We start from the raw sequence: 16,952 nt of genomic DNA, 5'->3' as shown, positions 1-16,952 counted from the left end.
CCCCATGCGAGCTACAGGGCTACGCCTACGACGCGAGGATCCGGGGTGCCCGGTTGGCCCGCGAATTCTGGAACGACCCCGCCTACGCCGACCGGCTCGAGCAGCAGGCCGCCGAACTCAAGCGACGGTTCAACCAGGACTTCTGGCTCCCTGACCAGGAATACTTCGCCCTGGCCCTCGACGCCGACGGCGAACCCGTCGACGCCCTCGCCTCCAACATGGGTCACCTGCTGTGGAGTGGCATCGTGGAGCCGTCCCGGGCGAAGAAGGTCGTCCAGCACCTGCTCAGTCCACGCATGTTCTCCGGCTGGGGGGTGCGCACCCTCGCCGACACCGAAGCCCGCTACAACCCTGTCGGCTACCACGTCGGCACCGTCTGGCCTTTCGACAACTCCGTCATCGCCTGGGGCCTGCGACGCAGCGGGTTCCGGGAGGAGTCGGCCCGGGTCGCCGAAGCCGTCATTCAGGCCTCGGCCTACTTCCACGGCCGCCTTCCCGAAGCCTTCGCCGGCTACGACCGCGTGTTGACCAACTTTCCGGTCGAGTACCCCACGGCGTGCAGCCCGCAGGGCTGGTCCGCCGGGGCCCCACTGCTGTTTCTCCGCACCATGCTCGGCCTCGAACCGCACGAGAGCCACCTTGCCACCGACCCGGTCCTGCCTCCCTCCGTCAACCGCATCGAGCTGCTGGACATCCCTGGCCGGTGGGGGCGCACCAACGCGTTCGGCCTGCGGTCGGGAACCCACCCACGGCAGCGCGTCCTGCGGTAGACCGGCAACCGAGGTCGATCACGCTGATCGCGTCGGCCGGTCCCTGGACAGCCGCTCGGACTTGGAAGATCTCCTCGGCTGACCGACGACGGCACTGCTTTGCGTGTGTGATGCATTACGTATAGTGACTCTCTTCGCTGCTTTGCGACGTGGGTGTCCGTCTTGTGCTGACATGTTGTAGTCGACCTTTACATCGAACAACTCTCATCTCTACTGTCTGACGCAGCGTCAGGTGTGTGATTACGGGGGGTTGACCGATGGCTGGTTGGCGCACGCCTGCGTACATTTCGCGGGGCCGTTCAGGGCTTGTCCGACGCTGGTTGGCCGGGGTGACAGCGGTCGTTGCCGTGGCCACCGCTATCGGTGTGCCAACCACCCCCGTTGCCGCCGCCGCGCCGGACAGGGGCACATGTGTCGAGGAGCAGCCGGACGGGCAGGCGGCCCGCAAGATGGTGGCGACCTGTGGCCGACGGGTGGAGATCCTTTCGGAGCGTACGGAGTGGTCGCAGACCTTCGCCAACGTCGACGGCTCGCGGACGCTCGAGCAGACGATAGAGCCCACCCGGGTGCGCAAGGGCGGATCCTGGGTGCCGGTGGACACGACGTTGAAGGTGACTGCCGAGGGCATCATGCCCCGGGCGACGGTGCTGCCGATGGTCTTCTCCGCCAAGGGCGGCGACGGCCCGTTCGCCACGCTTCGTGACGGATCCCGTCGCCTGGACGTTTCCTGGCCGGGGAAGCTCCCCGCGCCGGTCGTGAACGGCTCCACGGCCACGTACCAGGATGTCCTGCCGGGCGTGGACCTCCAGGTGACAGCCCAGCCGCTCGGTTTCTCGGAGGTGCTGGTCGTCAAGACCCGCGCCGCCGCCGCGAACCCGAAGTTGGCGACGCTGCGGTTCGGTGTGGAGACGAAGGGCGTCACGGTCGGCCCGTCCTCCGGTGGCGGGCTCGCCGCGCGGGACAGCAAGGGCGGCATCGTCTTCGCCGCCCCCGCTCCCCTGATGTGGGACTCCTCCGAGGCAGGGGCCCCTGCGGGCGGACCGCCGGAGAAGGGCAAGGGACAGGCTGCCGGCCCGTCGCGCAAGCCGACAGCGGCCGAGGCCGGAGCCGCGGGTGCCCGGGTCGATGGCGCCGCGGCGGGCCGGGACAGCGCACCGGAGGGCGCCCGACGGGCCGTGATGCCCGTACGGGTCGACGGCGACACGATGACACTGGTCCCGGACAAGGCGATGCTGGCCGATCAGCGGGTCAAGCTGCCGATCTACATCGACCCGTCGTGGACCGGCGGGATCGCGAGCAACGCGTGGACGTCGGTGTGGAGCAAACACAAGTCGAGCTCGTTCTGGCAGAACTCGTCGGCGTTGACGAACGGGTCGACGTACGGGTCGGCGGGTGCGGGGCGGACGGAGGACTGTTCGGGCTGCTCGGATCACATCATCCGGTCGTTGTTCCGGATGAACACCTCGACGGTGGCCGGCAAGCACATCCTGAGTGCGCAGTTCCGGGTGGAGCAGCGGTGGTCGTGGACGTGCAGCCCGAAATCGAACGCGAAGCTGTGGATGACCGGGGCGATCTCGTCGGGCACGACGTGGAACAACCAGCCGACCTGGTACAGCAGCTACACGTCGCAGGCGGTCGGGAACCGCAAGTACGGTGCCGCGCACGGTTGTCTGGGCACCGGGACGATCGAGTTCAACGTGACGTCGATGGTGGCGAAGGCGGCCGCGAGCAAGTGGTCGAACCTGACTATGGGTCTGCGCGCGGTCGACGAGGGGACGAAGGACCAGTGGAAGCGGTTCAACCACGCCTCGCCGAAGCTGGCGATCACCTTCAACACGGACCCGAACGCGCCGGCTGACCGTAGTTCGGACGGCAAGGGTTGCCTCACCGGCACGTCGCGGCCGTACGTGTTGACCACGACGCCGGCGCTGGCAGCGAAGCAGTCCGACCCGGACGTGTCGCAGCAGTCGTTGACCACCTGGTTCTACTGGTGGCCGGTGGGTGGTTCGCGCAACGAGACGGACAAGATCTCCCAGGCTAACGGCAACCCCGGGCCGGTGGGGCCGACGATCCCGGCGGGCAAGCTGACCGACGGGGCGAGCTACGTGTGGCAGGCCCGGACGTGGGACGGCTCGCACTACAGCGCCTGGTCCGGCACGTGTGAGTTCACGGTCGACGCGACACCGCCGTCGGCGCCGGCGGACGTCGCGTCCACGGACTACACCGATGACGGGGTGGCGCGCGGCGGGGTGGGCGTGGCCGGCACGTTCGCCGTGACCGCGCCCGGCACCCGGCCGTACGAGGTGAAGGAGTACGCCTACAGCCTCGATTCCGGGGTGCTGAGCGCGGCGAAGACCGTGCCGGCTCGGTCCACGGACTACGGGGCGTCGATCACCCTGCCCCCGTTGCACGACGGGGTGAACACGCTGTACGTGTGGTCGAAGGACCACGCGGGGCGGTTCTCCACCCCGGTGACGTACACGTTCAGCGTCAGTGCGGGTTCCGGCCCGGCGGCGCAGTGGACGTTCGAGGAGACCGGTGCCACCGCCACGGATGTCGCCGGCCACGGCAACACCCTGGCCATGGGCTCGGCCAGCCGGGTCGCCGGGCGCTCAGGCGTGGGCACGGCGTTGTCGCTGTCCGGTACTACTGCGGCGACCCTGACGGGCACGCTCAACACCCCGCACCCGGACACCGGTGTCTCCACCCCGGTGCGGACGGACGCGAGTTTCACCGTCGCCGCCTGGGCCAAGCTCAGCTCGACGGCGGGCACCGGCGTGCAGACCGTGGTCAGCACCAGCGGCTCCCGCATGTCCGCGTACCACCTCGGCTACGCCGGCAGCAGCCAGCGCTGGCGGTTCACCATGGCCGCCGCCGACTCGGACAACGCCACGCTCTACAGCGTGCTGTCCGACGCGGCGCCCGCGGCGAACAAGTGGACCCACCTCGCGGGCGTGTACGACGGGTCGACGAAAAAGATGACCTTGTACGTCAACGGCGTGGCCCAGACCGCCACGACCACCGTCACGGGTGGCTTCAACGCCACCGCCGAGGTGGCGGTCGGCAAGCGCAGGTGGAACGGCGCGTACGACAGCTACCTCACCGGGGCCGTCGACGACGTGCGGTTCTACAACTTCATCGAGACGCCGGCCAATTTGGCGTCGCTGGCCGTGCCGCTGCCCCCGACGATCACCTTCCCGAACGGGACCGATGCCCTCGCAGGTGGTCAACTGACTGTCAGGTTCGACGCCGGCGGCGACACGAACGTCACGCAGTTCAAGTACAGCCTCGATGAGCCCGACCTCGACAACACGGTGAACGCCACCGTCGCGGGCGGCACGGCGACCGTCACGATCAACGCGGGCAGCGTCACCGGTGGGCGGCGCGTCTACGCGGTCGCAGTGGACGACGGCAACCGGGCCAGCGACACAAGCTATGGCCTGTTCACGGCGGCACCCCCAGCGAGCCTCTCCGGCACCGTGTGGAACCCCGACTACCTGCCGCAGGCCGGGGCGGTCGTCCAGCTGCAACCTGGCGGCTACCAGGCCACCTCCGGCGCCGACGGCAGCTACGCCCTGACCAACTTCCCGACCGGCTCGTACACCATCACCGCTACTCTCGGAGGCCGTTGCGGCTTGGCGGCCAGTCAGCCGATGCAGATCGACGGCCAAGGCCTAACGCGCGACATCTACCTCGAGCCGATCAGCGACGATCTGGGGACGATCTGCACCGAGCAGACTACGGCCTTCACCACTGCGGCCACAGTTCTGCCGCTGACGGGTGACGATGCCGTTGCCACCGTACAACTGCCGTTCGCGTTTCCGTTCTACGGTGGGGCGTACCGCAGTGCGTGGGTGGACACCAACGGTCTGTTGTCGTTCACCGACCCGGGTGGTTCGCATCCGTACACCGGGGGTGGGCAGTTGCCGGCGCCGGCGGACCCGAACGCCCTCGTCGCTGCGTTCTGGGATGACCTGGTGGTCGACGGGTCGGCGAGTGTGCGGACCGCGACCACCGGCACCGGCAGCGGTCAGCGGTTCGTCGTCGAGTGGCGCAACGTGCACCGTAAGGGCGACACCAGTGCGCGGCTGTCGTTCGAGGCGGTGCTCGCGCCGGACGGCACGGTGACCACGAACTACAACCAGCTGGACAACGCGGCGGAGAAGGGCGACAACGCGATCGTCGGAATCGAGGCGGACGCCGGTGCCGACGGGCTGACGTACTCCGCCGGGGAACCGGTGTTGGCGGATGGTCAGGCAATCACGTTCGTCCGCCCGGACGTCGCCGGCGGGCTGGAGGTGCACAATCTGTCCGGCACGCTGACCGACGCGGCCGGCAACCCGGTCAGCGGTGCGACCGTGTCGTTGGACCCGGGTGGTCTGACCGCGACCACGAACGGCAGCGGGACGTACAGTTTCACCGGCTTGGTCGCCGACAGCTACGGGGTCTCGGCGAAGCTCGCCGGCCGGTGCGGTGTGGTCGCGCGTAGCCAGGTGGAGCTGTCTGCCGACATCGTGCGTGACCTGCAGTGGGGTCCGGACTACGGCGGCCTCGGCTACGCCTGCGCCACCGGGGCGTCGGCGTTCGTGGCGGCGGCGAACGTGCTCGCACTGACCGGCGACGACGCCGTCACGACGGTCACCCTGCCCTTCCCGGTGCGGTTCCACGGCCAGTCGTACACGTCGGGTCGGGTGCACACCAACGGCCTGGTCAGCTTCGGTGCCGCGTCCGGTGAGCCGGACACCTGGGCCAACCCGACGATGCCGACCGCGACCGCCCCGAACGCGATCGTGGCCCCGTTCTGGGACGACTTCGAGGTCGACGCCTCGGCCAGCGTCCGCACCCAGACGTTCGGTACCGCCCCGAACCGGTCGTATGTGGTGGAGTGGCGCAACGTCGGGTTCCGGCCGACCAACGCCGAACGGCTGACCTTCGAGGTTGTCTTCCACGAGGACGGGCGGATCGCCTTCCACTACGGTGCCATGTCCACCCCGACCCAGACGGGCGCGGGCGCGACCGTCGGGCTGGAGAACGCCTCCGGGACGGTGGCGGCGTTGTACTCCTTCCACGAGGCGGCGCTGACCGCCAACAGTTCCATCACCTACACCCCGGCTGCGGCCGGCACCGTCACGGGCGTGCTCACCACCGCGGTCACCGGCGGCCCGTACGCGCAGGCGACGGTGACCCTGAACCCGGGCAACCGGAGCACCACCACGGGCGCGGACGGCAGCTACCAGTTCACCGCCGTACCGGTCGGGGAGTACACCCTGGCCGCGTCGACCGGCGACAACCGGTGTACCGGCCAGTACGCGAAGGAGGTCGTCAACCATCCGGGCGGGATCTCGGATGTGGATCTGTCGGTGATGGTCGACGGCGACGAGTTCGGCTACAAGTGCACCACCGGCGCGCAGGCGTTCATCCCCGGCGACGTGGTCGAGGGATGGAGTGGCGACGAGACGGTGTGGCAGAAGAACCCGCCGTTCCCGGTCAAACTCTACGGCGAGTCGTACACGTCGGCATGGATCAGCGCCAACGGGCTGATCACCTTCAAGGACCCGGCCTACGTCGGCTGGATCGGCTCCGCGCCGGGCACCATCCCGTCACCGGCGGCCGAGGGCTCACCCAACGCGGCCGTCTACGCCATGTGGGACGACTGGGTGGTCGACTCCCAGGCGAAGATCGCCACGAAGATCAGCGGCACCGCCCCCAACCGGCAATGGGTCGTGGAGTGGCGCAACGTCCACCTCTACGGCGACACGTCCACCCGGACCACCTTCGAGGTGATCTTCAACGAGGGCGGTGACATCACCCTCGCCTACACCGGCATCGACCCGGCCAAGCCGATCGAACGCGGCGGCGAGGCCACCGTCGGCATCGAGAACGCCGACGGGTCCATCGCCTTCCAGTACCTGCACCGGCAGACCTGGCTGGCCACCGGGCAGGGCGTCACCTTCAAACCCAACCCGCCGGGCCAGGGCAGCGTCGCCGGCACCGTCACCTGCCAGGGCACCCCGATCGCCGGCGCGACCGTCACGGCCGCCGACAAGACCGCCACCACCGCGGCGGACGGCACCTACCAGGTCACCAACGTGCCGGCCGGCTCGTGGGCCGCGATCGCCACCGTGACCGCCGGCGCCTGCAAGGGTTCCGATGTGCAACAGGTGGTCGTCGGCACCAACACCCAGGCCACCGCCGACTACCCTCTCGGGGCCACCACCACCGGGGGTGGGTACACCCTCACCGAACAGGCCATCGCCTACACCTCCGCCAACACCACCGTCCTCGCCCTGACCGGGGACGACGCCTACACCTCGGTCACCCTGCCCTTCCCGGTGACCCTCTACGGGCAGGCGTACACCACCGGCTGGGTGGACACCAACGGCCTGGTCAGCTTCGTCAACCCCGGCGAGCCGTCCCCGGACGCTTGGCCCATCCCCTCACCCGACAGTCCCGAGGAGCCCAACGCCGCGCTCTACCCCTTCTGGCACGACTGGGTCGTCGACACCAACGCCAGCGTCCGCACCACTACCCGGGGCACCGCCCCCAACCGGCAGTACGTCATCGAATGGCGCAACGTCCACTCCTACGAAGACCCCCTCACCCGCATCACCTTCCAGGCCATCCTCGACGAAGCCGGCGGCTACAGCTTCACCTACACCGACAACGGCGGCACCTTCCTCGAACGCGGCGGCGGCGCCACCATCGGCATCGAAAACGCCAACGGCACCGCCGCCGTCCAATACACCCACCGCCAACCCGTCCTCCGCCCCGGCCTGGGACTGAGATTCGACCCACCCACGCCCTGACCCCGCCTCGACCGCGCCCAGCCGCTGAATCTCGGATCCTCCGGAGGCCCTCGGTGATGTCCAACCCGCCCGCCGTCCCCGCTCTCTCGCCGATGCGGCGGGCCCGCCGTCGTACGGTGCGCCGCTCCGGTGTGGCAGTGAGTGTCGCCGTCGTCATGCTGGCCAACCTGATGGGGGTTCCAGCCCCGGCTGCGGAGGCCGCTGGGCACACCAGGGCAGCAGCCAAATCGGTGTCGACGGTGCCCGTGAGTGCGGTCAAGACCCGACCGGACGATCAGACCAAACATCCCCGGCTGGCGAGTGCCAAGCCGGCACCGGTGTGGCCGGCGGCGGGCGCGGCCGTGGTCGACCTGACGTCCGCGCAGCCGGGCAAGCCGGTCCGCGCGGGCGGTTCGCCGGTACGGATTACGCGCACGTCTGGGACGGGTCGCTCGTTGGCGGCTGATCCGCAGCGGGTGCGGGTGGAGGTCCTGGACCGGGCCGCGACACATCGCGCTCAGGTACGGGGGGTGTTGCTGTCGATCGGCCGCGCGGACGGGGAGTTTGGTGCCGGTCGGGTCGACCTCACGGTGGACTACCGCTCCTTCGCCACCGGATACGGGGCGGACTGGGCGAGTCGGTTGCGGTTGGTGTCACTGCCGGAGTGCGCGCTGCGTACGCCGGAGAAGAGGCAGTGCGCGGGTACGCCGCTGCCGTCCCGCAACGATCTCGCTGCCCGTACGGTGACCGCGACCGTGCCGGTGAGTGCGGCCACCAGCCTGGTTGCGGTGACGGCTGCCCCGTCCGGTCCCGCCGGGGACTATTCGGCCACGCCGCTGCAACCGTCGTCGACGTGGTCGGCGGGCGGCAATTCGGGTGCCTTCACGTGGTCCTACCCGATGCGGGTGCCCCCGGCGCCGGGCGGACCCGCACCGCAGCTGGAACTGGCCTACTCGTCCCAGTCGGTCGACGGCCGACACGCGGCGTCGAACAACCAGCCGTCGTGGGTGGGTGAGGGCTTCGAGGCGTGGCCCGGGGGCCACGTCGAGCGGCGCTATCGGGCCTGTGCCGAGGACATGGACGGTTCGGCGAACAACGACCTGGAAACCGGTGACCGGTGCTGGGAGACCGACAACGCCACGCTGTCGCTGAACGGCCACTCCGGTGAGCTGATTTACAACTCGTCGGAGGGCCGCTGGCACCTGCGCAACGACGACGGATCCCGAATCGAGCGCAGGATTGGGGCTGCCAACGGGGACAACGACGGCGAATACTGGGTGGTCACCACCACCGACGGCATGCAGTACTGGTTCGGTGTCCAGCGTCTGCCGGGCTGGACGTCGGGCGATCCGGTGACCAACTCGACATGGACCATGCCGGTGTTCGGCAACGACCCGGGGGAACCGTGCCACGCCGCCGCGTACGCCGACTCCGACTGTGCCCAGGCGTGGCGATGGAACCTGGACTACGTCGTGGATCTGCACGGAAACTCGGCTTCGTACTGGTACGTCAAGGAGACGAACAAGTATGGCCGTAACCGGGATGCGGACGACGACGCCAGCTACGACCGGGGTGGCTGGCTGGACCGGATCGACTACGGCACCCGGCGAAACAGCGGCGTCGAGTCGGCGCTCGGCTCGCCGGCTCCGCTGCGGGTCGACTTCGCAGTCGCCGACCGGTGCCTGAGCGGCTGCGCCACACACGACGAGACCCACTGGCCGGACACGCCGTGGGACAGCGCGTGCACCGGCAGCTCCTGCGGGGACAATTTCGCGCCGACGTTCTGGACGACCAAGCGGCTCGCCTCCATCACCACGCAGGTGCGCGACGGCAGTGGCTACCGCGACGTCGAGCGGTGGACCCTCACGCACACCTTCCCCGATCCCGGCGACGGCACCCGCGCCGGGCTGTGGCTCGACCGGATCTCCCACACCGGCCTGGTGGGTGCCACCACCACCGTGCCGGATATCGAGTTCACCTCGGTCCAGCTGTCCAACCGGGTCGACACGGGGGACTTCGCCGCGGCGATGAACTGGATGCGGATCACGAAGATCCGCACCGAGTCGGGCGGTACCACGAGTGTCACCTACTCGGCGCCGGACTGCGTCGCCGGGCAGACGCCCACGCCGCACACGAACACCCGCCGCTGCTATCCGGTGATCTGGACTCCGGAGGGCTACCAGAACCCGGTGACGGACTGGTTCCACAAGTACGTGGTCACCACGATCTTCGAGAACAACAACACCGGTGGGGTTGTCCCACAGGGCAGCCCGCGCGTCGCCTACTCGTACAGCTACCTCGACGGTGCGGCGTGGCACTACAACGACGACGACGGGATCATCGACAGCAAGCACAAGACCTGGTCGGACTTTCGCGGTTACGGCCGGGTCGGGGTAACCGTCGGCGACCCCGGCGAACAGACCTACGCCGAGACCCGCTACTTCCGGGGCATGAACGGCGACCGGGCGACGCCGACGGGCGGCACCAGGTCGGTCACCGTCGACGGGATCGCCGACGAGGACTGGTATGCCGGCACGATCCGGGAGTCCAAGACGTTCAACGGGCCGGGTGGCCTGGTGGTGTCCCGGGGGACCAGCGATCCGTGGGCGTCCGCGGCGACCGCCACCCGGACGATCAACGGGGACACCGTCACCGCTCGGTTCACCAGGGTCGGCACGACCCGCAGCTACACGGCGCTGGACGCGGGTCGTGGTGAGCGGGTAACCAGGACGACCACCAGCTTCGACGCGTACGGGATGCCCGTCAGCGTGGACGACTTCGGTGACGACAACGTCGCCGGCGACGAGCAGTGCGCCAAGACGGACTACACGCCGCGTAACACCAGCATCTGGTTGATGGACCGGGTCCACCGGGTGCAGAGCTATGCGGTGAGGTGCGCCGATGCCGCCACCCCCACCTCGCTGAGTGAGGGTGACATCATCGGCGAGACCCGGACCTCGTACGACGGCAACGCGTTCGAGGCGACACCCACCAGGGGCCTGACCACCCGTACCGAGGAGATGGCGGCCTGGAACGCGGGCGCGCCGACCTTCACCACCGTCGCTCAGTCCGGGTACGACACGCAGGGCCGGGTCGTCTCCTCGCGCAACGCGATGAACTACGAGACGAAGACCGCGTACACCCCGGCCAGCGGCGGCCCGGTCACGGCGACGACCGTGACCAACCCCCTGCTGCATGTCGCGACCACGACGCTTGAGCCGGCCTGGGGCACGGCGACGGCGACGGTCGACGCGAACGGCAAACGCACCGACCTGTCCCACGACGGGCTTGGCCGGCTCACCTCCGTGTGGCTGCCGGGCCGGACGAAGGGTACCGACAGCGCCGACATGACCTTCGCCTACCAGGTCCGCAACGACGCCGCCACCGTCGTCACGACCGCCAGGCTGAACGCGCAGGGCAACTACGTCACCACCTACGCCTTCTACGACGGCCTGTTGCGGCCCCGGCAGACCCAGGCGCCGTCGCCGTCCGGCGGTCGTCTGCTTACCGACACGTTCTACGACACCGCCGGGCGGCAGGTGAAGACGTTCGACCCGTACCATGCCGCCGGCGCGCCGGGCACCACGCTGATGACCGCGACGGAGCAGGCCTTCGTGCCCACCCAGAGCAGGACCATCTACGACGGCATCGGCCGCGCCACCGCATCGATCTTCCAGCCCTACGACACGGAGCGCTGGCGGACCAGCACCTACTACGCCGGCGACCGGACCGACGTCACACCACCGGCTGGCGGCACCGCCACCTCGACCGTCACCGACGCCCGAGGCCGCACCGTCCAGCTACGCCAGTACCACGGGGCGACGCCGACCCCGGGAACCGCCGGCAGTTGGGACACCAGCACCTACACCTACAACCGCAAGGGCCAACTGGTGGCCTTCGCCGACCCGGCAGGCAACGACTGGACCCACACCTACGACATCCGGGGCCGGCAGACGACGACCGACGACCCCGACAAGGGCGTCACCACCTTCACCTACGACAACGCCGGCCGCGTCACCGCCACCGAAGACGCCCGCGGTCAGAAACTCGCCTACCGGCTCGACCCGCTCGACCGTAAGCGGGAGGTCTACGAGGGCCAGATCGGCGGCACCCTGCGGGCCCAGTGGGGGTACGACACCATCGCCAAGGGTCAGCTCACATTCAGCACCCGATTCATCGGCGGCGCCATGTACCAGGTGAAGGTCACCGGTTACACGGACCTCTACCAGCCGACCGGTACTCAGGTCCTCATTCCCACGTCCGAAACCGGGCTCGGCGGCACCTACAACTCCTTCAACGGCTGGAACCGCGACGGCTCGCTGGCCTCGACCAGTCTTCCGTCCACCAACAGCGACCTGCCCAGCGAGACCCTCCAGTACGGCTACAGCGACCTCGGCCTGCCCACCACCCTGAACACGATCTACGGGGGGTCGAGCAACCTGTCCTACGTCGAAGGCACCGACTACAATGCCCTCGGCCAGGCCAGCCAGTACCACCTGTACACCGGCAGCGGAGGACGCGTCCAGCAGGCGTTCACCCGGGAGTTGGAGACCGGCCGGCTCACCGGAATCCGCACCGACCGAAACTCGGCCGCCCCGTACATCCTCGCCGATGTCCGCTACACCTACGACGCGGCCGGCAACATCGTCAAGACCCAGGATGTTACGCCGGCCCCGACCGACGACACCCAGTGCTTCGGCTACGACTATCTCCGCCGGCTCACCCAGGCATGGACCCCCACCACTGGGGACTGCGCCACCACGCCGACCGTCGCCGCCCTCGGTGGCCCGGCCCCCTATTGGCACAGCTGGACCTTCGACACCGTCGGCAACCGGCAGACCCAGACCGAACACACCAGCGCCGGGAATGCCACCACCATCTACACCTATCCCGCCGCAGGCAGCCCGAAGCCGCACGCCCTCACCGCCACCAGCGGCGCGCACACTGGCTCCTACACCTACGACCAGACCGGCAACACCCTCACCCGCCCCACCAACTCCTCGGGAGTCCAGACCCTGACCTGGGACGCTGAAGGTCATCTGGACACCTCCACGGACACCACCGGGACGACCAGGTACATCTACGATGCCGACGGCAACCGGCTGATCCGCCGCGATCCCACCGGCTCCACCCTCTACCTGCCCGGCCAGGAACTCCGCTACACCACTGCCACCGGTGCCACCACCTGCACCCGTTACTACTCCCACGCGGGCGCCACGATCGCCTCCCGCACTGCCACCGGGCTGAACTGGCTGTCCAGCGACCACCACGGCACCGCCCAAGTCAGCGTGGCCGCCATATCACAGCAGGCGACCATCCGCCGGCAACTGCCCTACGGCCAAGACCGCGGGGCCGGCGTGAGTTGGCCCAACGACAAGGGCTTCGTCGGCGGCACCCTCGACAACACCGGGCTGACCCACCTCGGCGCCCGCGAATACGACCCCACCACCGGCCGATTCATCAGCGTCGACCCAATCCAGGACCTGGCTGATCCCCAGCAGTGGCACGGCTACGCCTACTCCCACAACAACCCGACGACGTTCAGCGATCCCAGCGGCCTTATCGACGAGGATTGCGCGAAGGTCGCGGGTGGCTGCTCCGAATATCAGCCAGGTAATGAGCAGGCAAATCGGAGAAGCAAACAGAAGAACAGTTGCTGGCCGGTCAGGTGCTCCAGCACGATGAAGCAGAACGATCCGAGGACGCTCGGCCACGTCATCCTGGTCCCTGAGGCCATCGACATCGACCGGTTCACCCAACTCTGGAACGACTCCCTGGGTGACGTCATCGGCGCGGCCAAGGGGTGGGACCCAGGTCAGGTGATGCATCAGGAATTCAACCTGGCGATGCAGGTGTGCGGGGTCATCGACGACGCGGCCTGCCGCAAGTGGATACAGGATGTGCTGTGGCCCGGCTACTGGGCCACCATGGAGCCGCTGCCGGACGAGGATGGCCTTGCGCTGCCAGTGGGCATGACGTCGCTGGGGCGTGCGGTTCTGCCGCCCGGTGCCGAGTTGCCGACGCAGAGAGGTGTCACGCCGGCATGGCAGGAATCCGGATTCTGCAGTTTTGCCGGGGACACGGACGTCCTCCTGGCAGACGGGACCACCAAGCCGATCAAGGAAATCAAGGTCGGTGACGAGGTCCTGGCGACTGATCCGGTGACGGGTGAGCAGGGCCCACGAGTCGTCACCCACCTGTGGATCCATGAAGACGAACTCGTCGCACTGTCCGTCGACGGCGCCGATCTCACCACTACGGAGGATCACCCCTTCTGGAACGCCAGTGACCGTCAGTGGCAGCCGGCAGCCGACCTCGACCAGGGTGATCTGCTGAGGACGCCCACTGGCACCGGGGCGCTGGTCGACAGGCCTGTGGACGGGTTGCCGAGGCGCGGCACTGCCTACAACCTCAGCGTCGACGGCCTCCACACGTACTATGTGATAGCCGGTCAAACGCCGGTGCTGGTACACAATACGGGTTGTGATTTTGATCTAGAGGGAATTCAGCACGCGAAGGGCCGGCATCTCAAGAATGGAAAAGACTGGGATCCTAATGCCGGATACTTTGGCACTGCTGAGGATTTTGGAGACCTGGCCCGCGGTTCGGCTGGCCAAATTGGGATCAGGCAGGAGAACGGAAATATCAAATACGTCATCAATGCTGGGCGTGTTGTCGGCATAGATAAGGGCAAGGAAACGACTTTCTATACTGTTATCCGTGATCCATACGGCGGTGATTTGGTTACGATGTTCCCGGGTCGGGGGTAGAAGATGGGCACGTCAGTGGCGCTAAAAGACCAGCTGGGACGGGTTGTTTTGGTTGCCGAGCGTCCATATCCACGCTTGGTGAGTTGGACCGACAGGGTTGAGTTTCCGATGCTTGGTCATGTCGATCCGTATGGCAACACGATATATAACCGTGGACAGATGGAGAGTTTGATCATGGAGCTAGACAAGCTCCAGGCCGTTAGGCCAGAGGTGTTTCTTAATGATGGCGGTTTTGTTCAGGATTTGCGTGATCTCTGCCTGGCCGGCATTCGGAAGCCGCATCGCTATTTGTGGTTTGTTGGCGACTGAGTCGGCAGCCGCCATCGGTTAGTTGACAGGGTGAGGCAACGCGAAAGGGGGCACCGGGCGCAGGCCCGGTGCCCCTTCGGCGTACCGCGTGGGTCAGCTCGGGTCGATGAAGATGTTGTAGTACGCCGGGCCGGAGACGACCCCCGACGCCGTGCGGCTGCGTACGGTCAGGCTGTGGCCGTACGGCGAGTCCGCCGCCCAGCTCACCCGGGCCGTGCCGTCCGCGCCCGCCGCCACCGTGGCCTCCGCGCCGTCGTCGAACGCGTAGACGAACTCCGTGGTGCCCGGCAACTGGGCGGTGAACACGAACTCGCCGGTCTGCCCGACCACGGCGCCGCCCTGCCAGCCGAACACCTCGGAGGTGACCAGCGGGCTCTGCGGGTCGACCCGGAACGAGTAGTACTGCGCGTCCGTGGTCACCCCGGCGGCCGTCCGCGCCCGCACCCGCACCTCCACCCAGCCGCCGTACTCGTTGTCGTACGCCGGCGGGGTCCAGTCGACGCTGGCGGTGCCGTCCGGGCTCGCCGCCACGGTCCGCTCCGGCTCGCCCCGGAACTGGTAGACGTACGAGGTGACGCCGGTGACCGAGGAGTGCGGGGCGAAGGTGAAGGTGCCCGGCACGCCCGGCCCGCCGCCGGTCGTGTTGCGCGGGTACACCTCGGAGGCCACGGACGGCGCGACCGAGGCGGGGTAGAACGCCAGGCCGACCGGCTCGGACTCCACCCCGGCGCTGGTCCGGCTGAACACCTCGATCGTGTGGTACCCGGCGTCAGCAGGCGTGTACGAGACGGTCGCGCTGCCGTCCGCGCCCGCCCGGACGGTCCGCTGGTCGCCGTAGTCGAACGCGTAGACGTACTCGGTGACGTCGGCCATCGCCGGGGTGAAGGTGAAGCTGCCCTCGGTGCCGGCCGGCGCGCCCGGCGTCCCGTCGAACGGCCAGTCCGGGGAGGTGACGTACGGCGCGGTGCGCACGGAGAACGCGTAACCGGCGTCGCCGGAGAGGACGCCGTCGCGGGTGCGGCTGCGCACGTGCAGCGTGTTGCGCGCCACCGTCGGGGTGACCGTCACCGTGGCCGCCCCGGCGGAGTCCGCCGCCACGGTCCGTTCGGTGCCGTCGTTGAGCGACCAGACGTACTCCACCACGTCCGTCATGTTCGGCGCGAAGGTGAACTCGCGCGGCTGCCCGAGCCAGCCGTCGGGGTTGCCGTCGGTGACCGTCGGCGCGGTGTTGCGCACCCAGAACTCGTACCGGGTCTGCGGCGAGCGGTTGCCCGTGCGGTCCACGGCCTGCACGTTGAGCCAGTCCGGGCCGTACTCGTCGGGGGCGTAGCTGACCGTCGCGGTGCCGCCGGGGCCGGCGGCGACGTACATGGTGAGGCCGGAGCGGCCGTACCAGAATCCGGCGACGTCGTCGGCGGCGCTGGTGAAGGTGAAGTCACCGGCGATCCCCGGGCCGCCGTGGCCGGGGTAGCTCCTGTCGGACGGGTAGTCGGTAGAGACAACCGTGGGCGCGGGTGGGCGGGTCGTGTCGACGGTGAAGCGGCACTCCGGCGACCAGCCGGAACTGGCGTGCTCGTCGGCGGCACGGACCGCGAAGGCGTACGTGCCGCCGTCGACCAGCAGGCCGCCGGGCACCGTGTACTGGATCGTGGCCGGGGCGTACCAGGCGGAGGAGGTCCACTCGGTGCGCTCGGCGGGGCGGTCGACCGGCCACCAGGCGAAGGTGGCCCGCACCTGGTCCCCGGCGTATGGCTCCAGCTTGTCCGGGTCGATCACCTCGGCGGAGAGGACCGGGGTGGTGGTGCCGATCAGCCGACCGTCGGCGCAGGCCAGGCCCGCGACGCTCAGCTTGCCCGGCACATCGGGAGCCGCGTTCGCCTCCAGCGAGACGCCCGGCTTCTTCATCCGCCGCCCGAAGTGCTTGTACTTCTCGTGGCTGCCGGCGATCCGGGCCATCAGGGTGAGCGAGTCGCGCCCGTCGGCGACGGCCTGCCGGAACACCTCGGTGACGTCCAGCTCCAGGTAGCCGGCCGGGCAGGGCGCGGTGGGGCCGACGTCGCCGACCTTCTCGCGTACGGCGGGCGCGGTGTTCCAGGTGGGCGCGGCGGCCGGGGTGTCGGTGCGCCACAGCTCCAGCTCGCGCGGCTTCGTGCAGTCGGCGACCGAGGACTCCCCGGTGACGACCTGGGCGACGGTGACCTCCTTGCCCCGGTACGGGGTGAGGTCGAAGGTGAAGTAGGCCCGCGAGGTGTGCTTCACCCCGTCGGCCTCCCACGCGCCGACGGGCACGTCGGCGGCGGTGGTGGGGAAGGCGAGGG

5 protein-coding genes are annotated in these 16,952 nt (G+C 68.8%); 4 read left to right on the top strand and 1 reads right to left on the bottom strand.

Annotated features, from left to right (window positions below; translation table 11 throughout):
- From E1258_RS18760 to E1258_RS18735, 4 genes are all read left to right on the top strand, one after another.
- The coding region (locus E1258_RS18760; RefSeq protein ID WP_371688638.1) for an amylo-alpha-1,6-glucosidase at positions 1–770 on the top strand (770 nt) is incomplete at its 5' end.
- A gap of 365 nt (positions 771–1,135) precedes the next feature.
- A complete protein-coding gene (locus E1258_RS18745; protein WP_207919616.1) occupies positions 1,136–7,576 on the top strand; it encodes a carboxypeptidase regulatory-like domain-containing protein in 6,441 nt (2,146 codons plus the stop codon).
- Between the two features lie 155 nt (positions 7,577–7,731).
- Positions 7,732–14,325, top strand: a complete 6,594-nt coding sequence (locus E1258_RS18740) for an RHS repeat-associated core domain-containing protein (protein WP_371688639.1) — start codon at positions 7,732–7,734, stop codon at positions 14,323–14,325.
- Positions 14,326–14,328: 3 nt separating this feature from the next.
- Positions 14,329–14,634 (top strand): hypothetical protein, encoded by a 306-nt coding sequence (locus E1258_RS18735; RefSeq protein ID WP_132402880.1) that lies wholly within the window; start codon positions 14,329–14,331, stop codon positions 14,632–14,634.
- Between the two features lie 93 nt (positions 14,635–14,727).
- On the opposite strand, the gene E1258_RS18730 is transcribed toward E1258_RS18735, so the two are convergent.
- On the bottom strand, positions 14,728–16,952 hold a 2,225-nt coding region (locus E1258_RS18730; protein WP_132402877.1), incomplete at its 5' end, for a DNRLRE domain-containing protein.

Origin of the sequence: Micromonospora sp. KC207, assembly GCF_004348615.1 — a bacterium.
Classification (GTDB): Bacteria; Actinomycetota; Actinomycetes; order Mycobacteriales; family Micromonosporaceae; genus Micromonospora.
Note: the sequence above shows the minus strand (reverse complement) of the source record. Positions and strands in the feature narration are given on the sequence as shown.

Excerpts from the sequence above, each read along its gene's own strand:
- E1258_RS18740 (WP_371688639.1), top strand. The coding sequence starts at position 7,732 with ATGCTGGCCAACCTGATGGGGGTTCCAGCCCCGGCTGCGGAGGCCGCT.
- E1258_RS18735 (WP_132402880.1), top strand. The coding sequence starts at position 14,329 with ATGGGCACGTCAGTGGCGCTAAAAGACCAGCTGGGACGGGTTGTTTTG.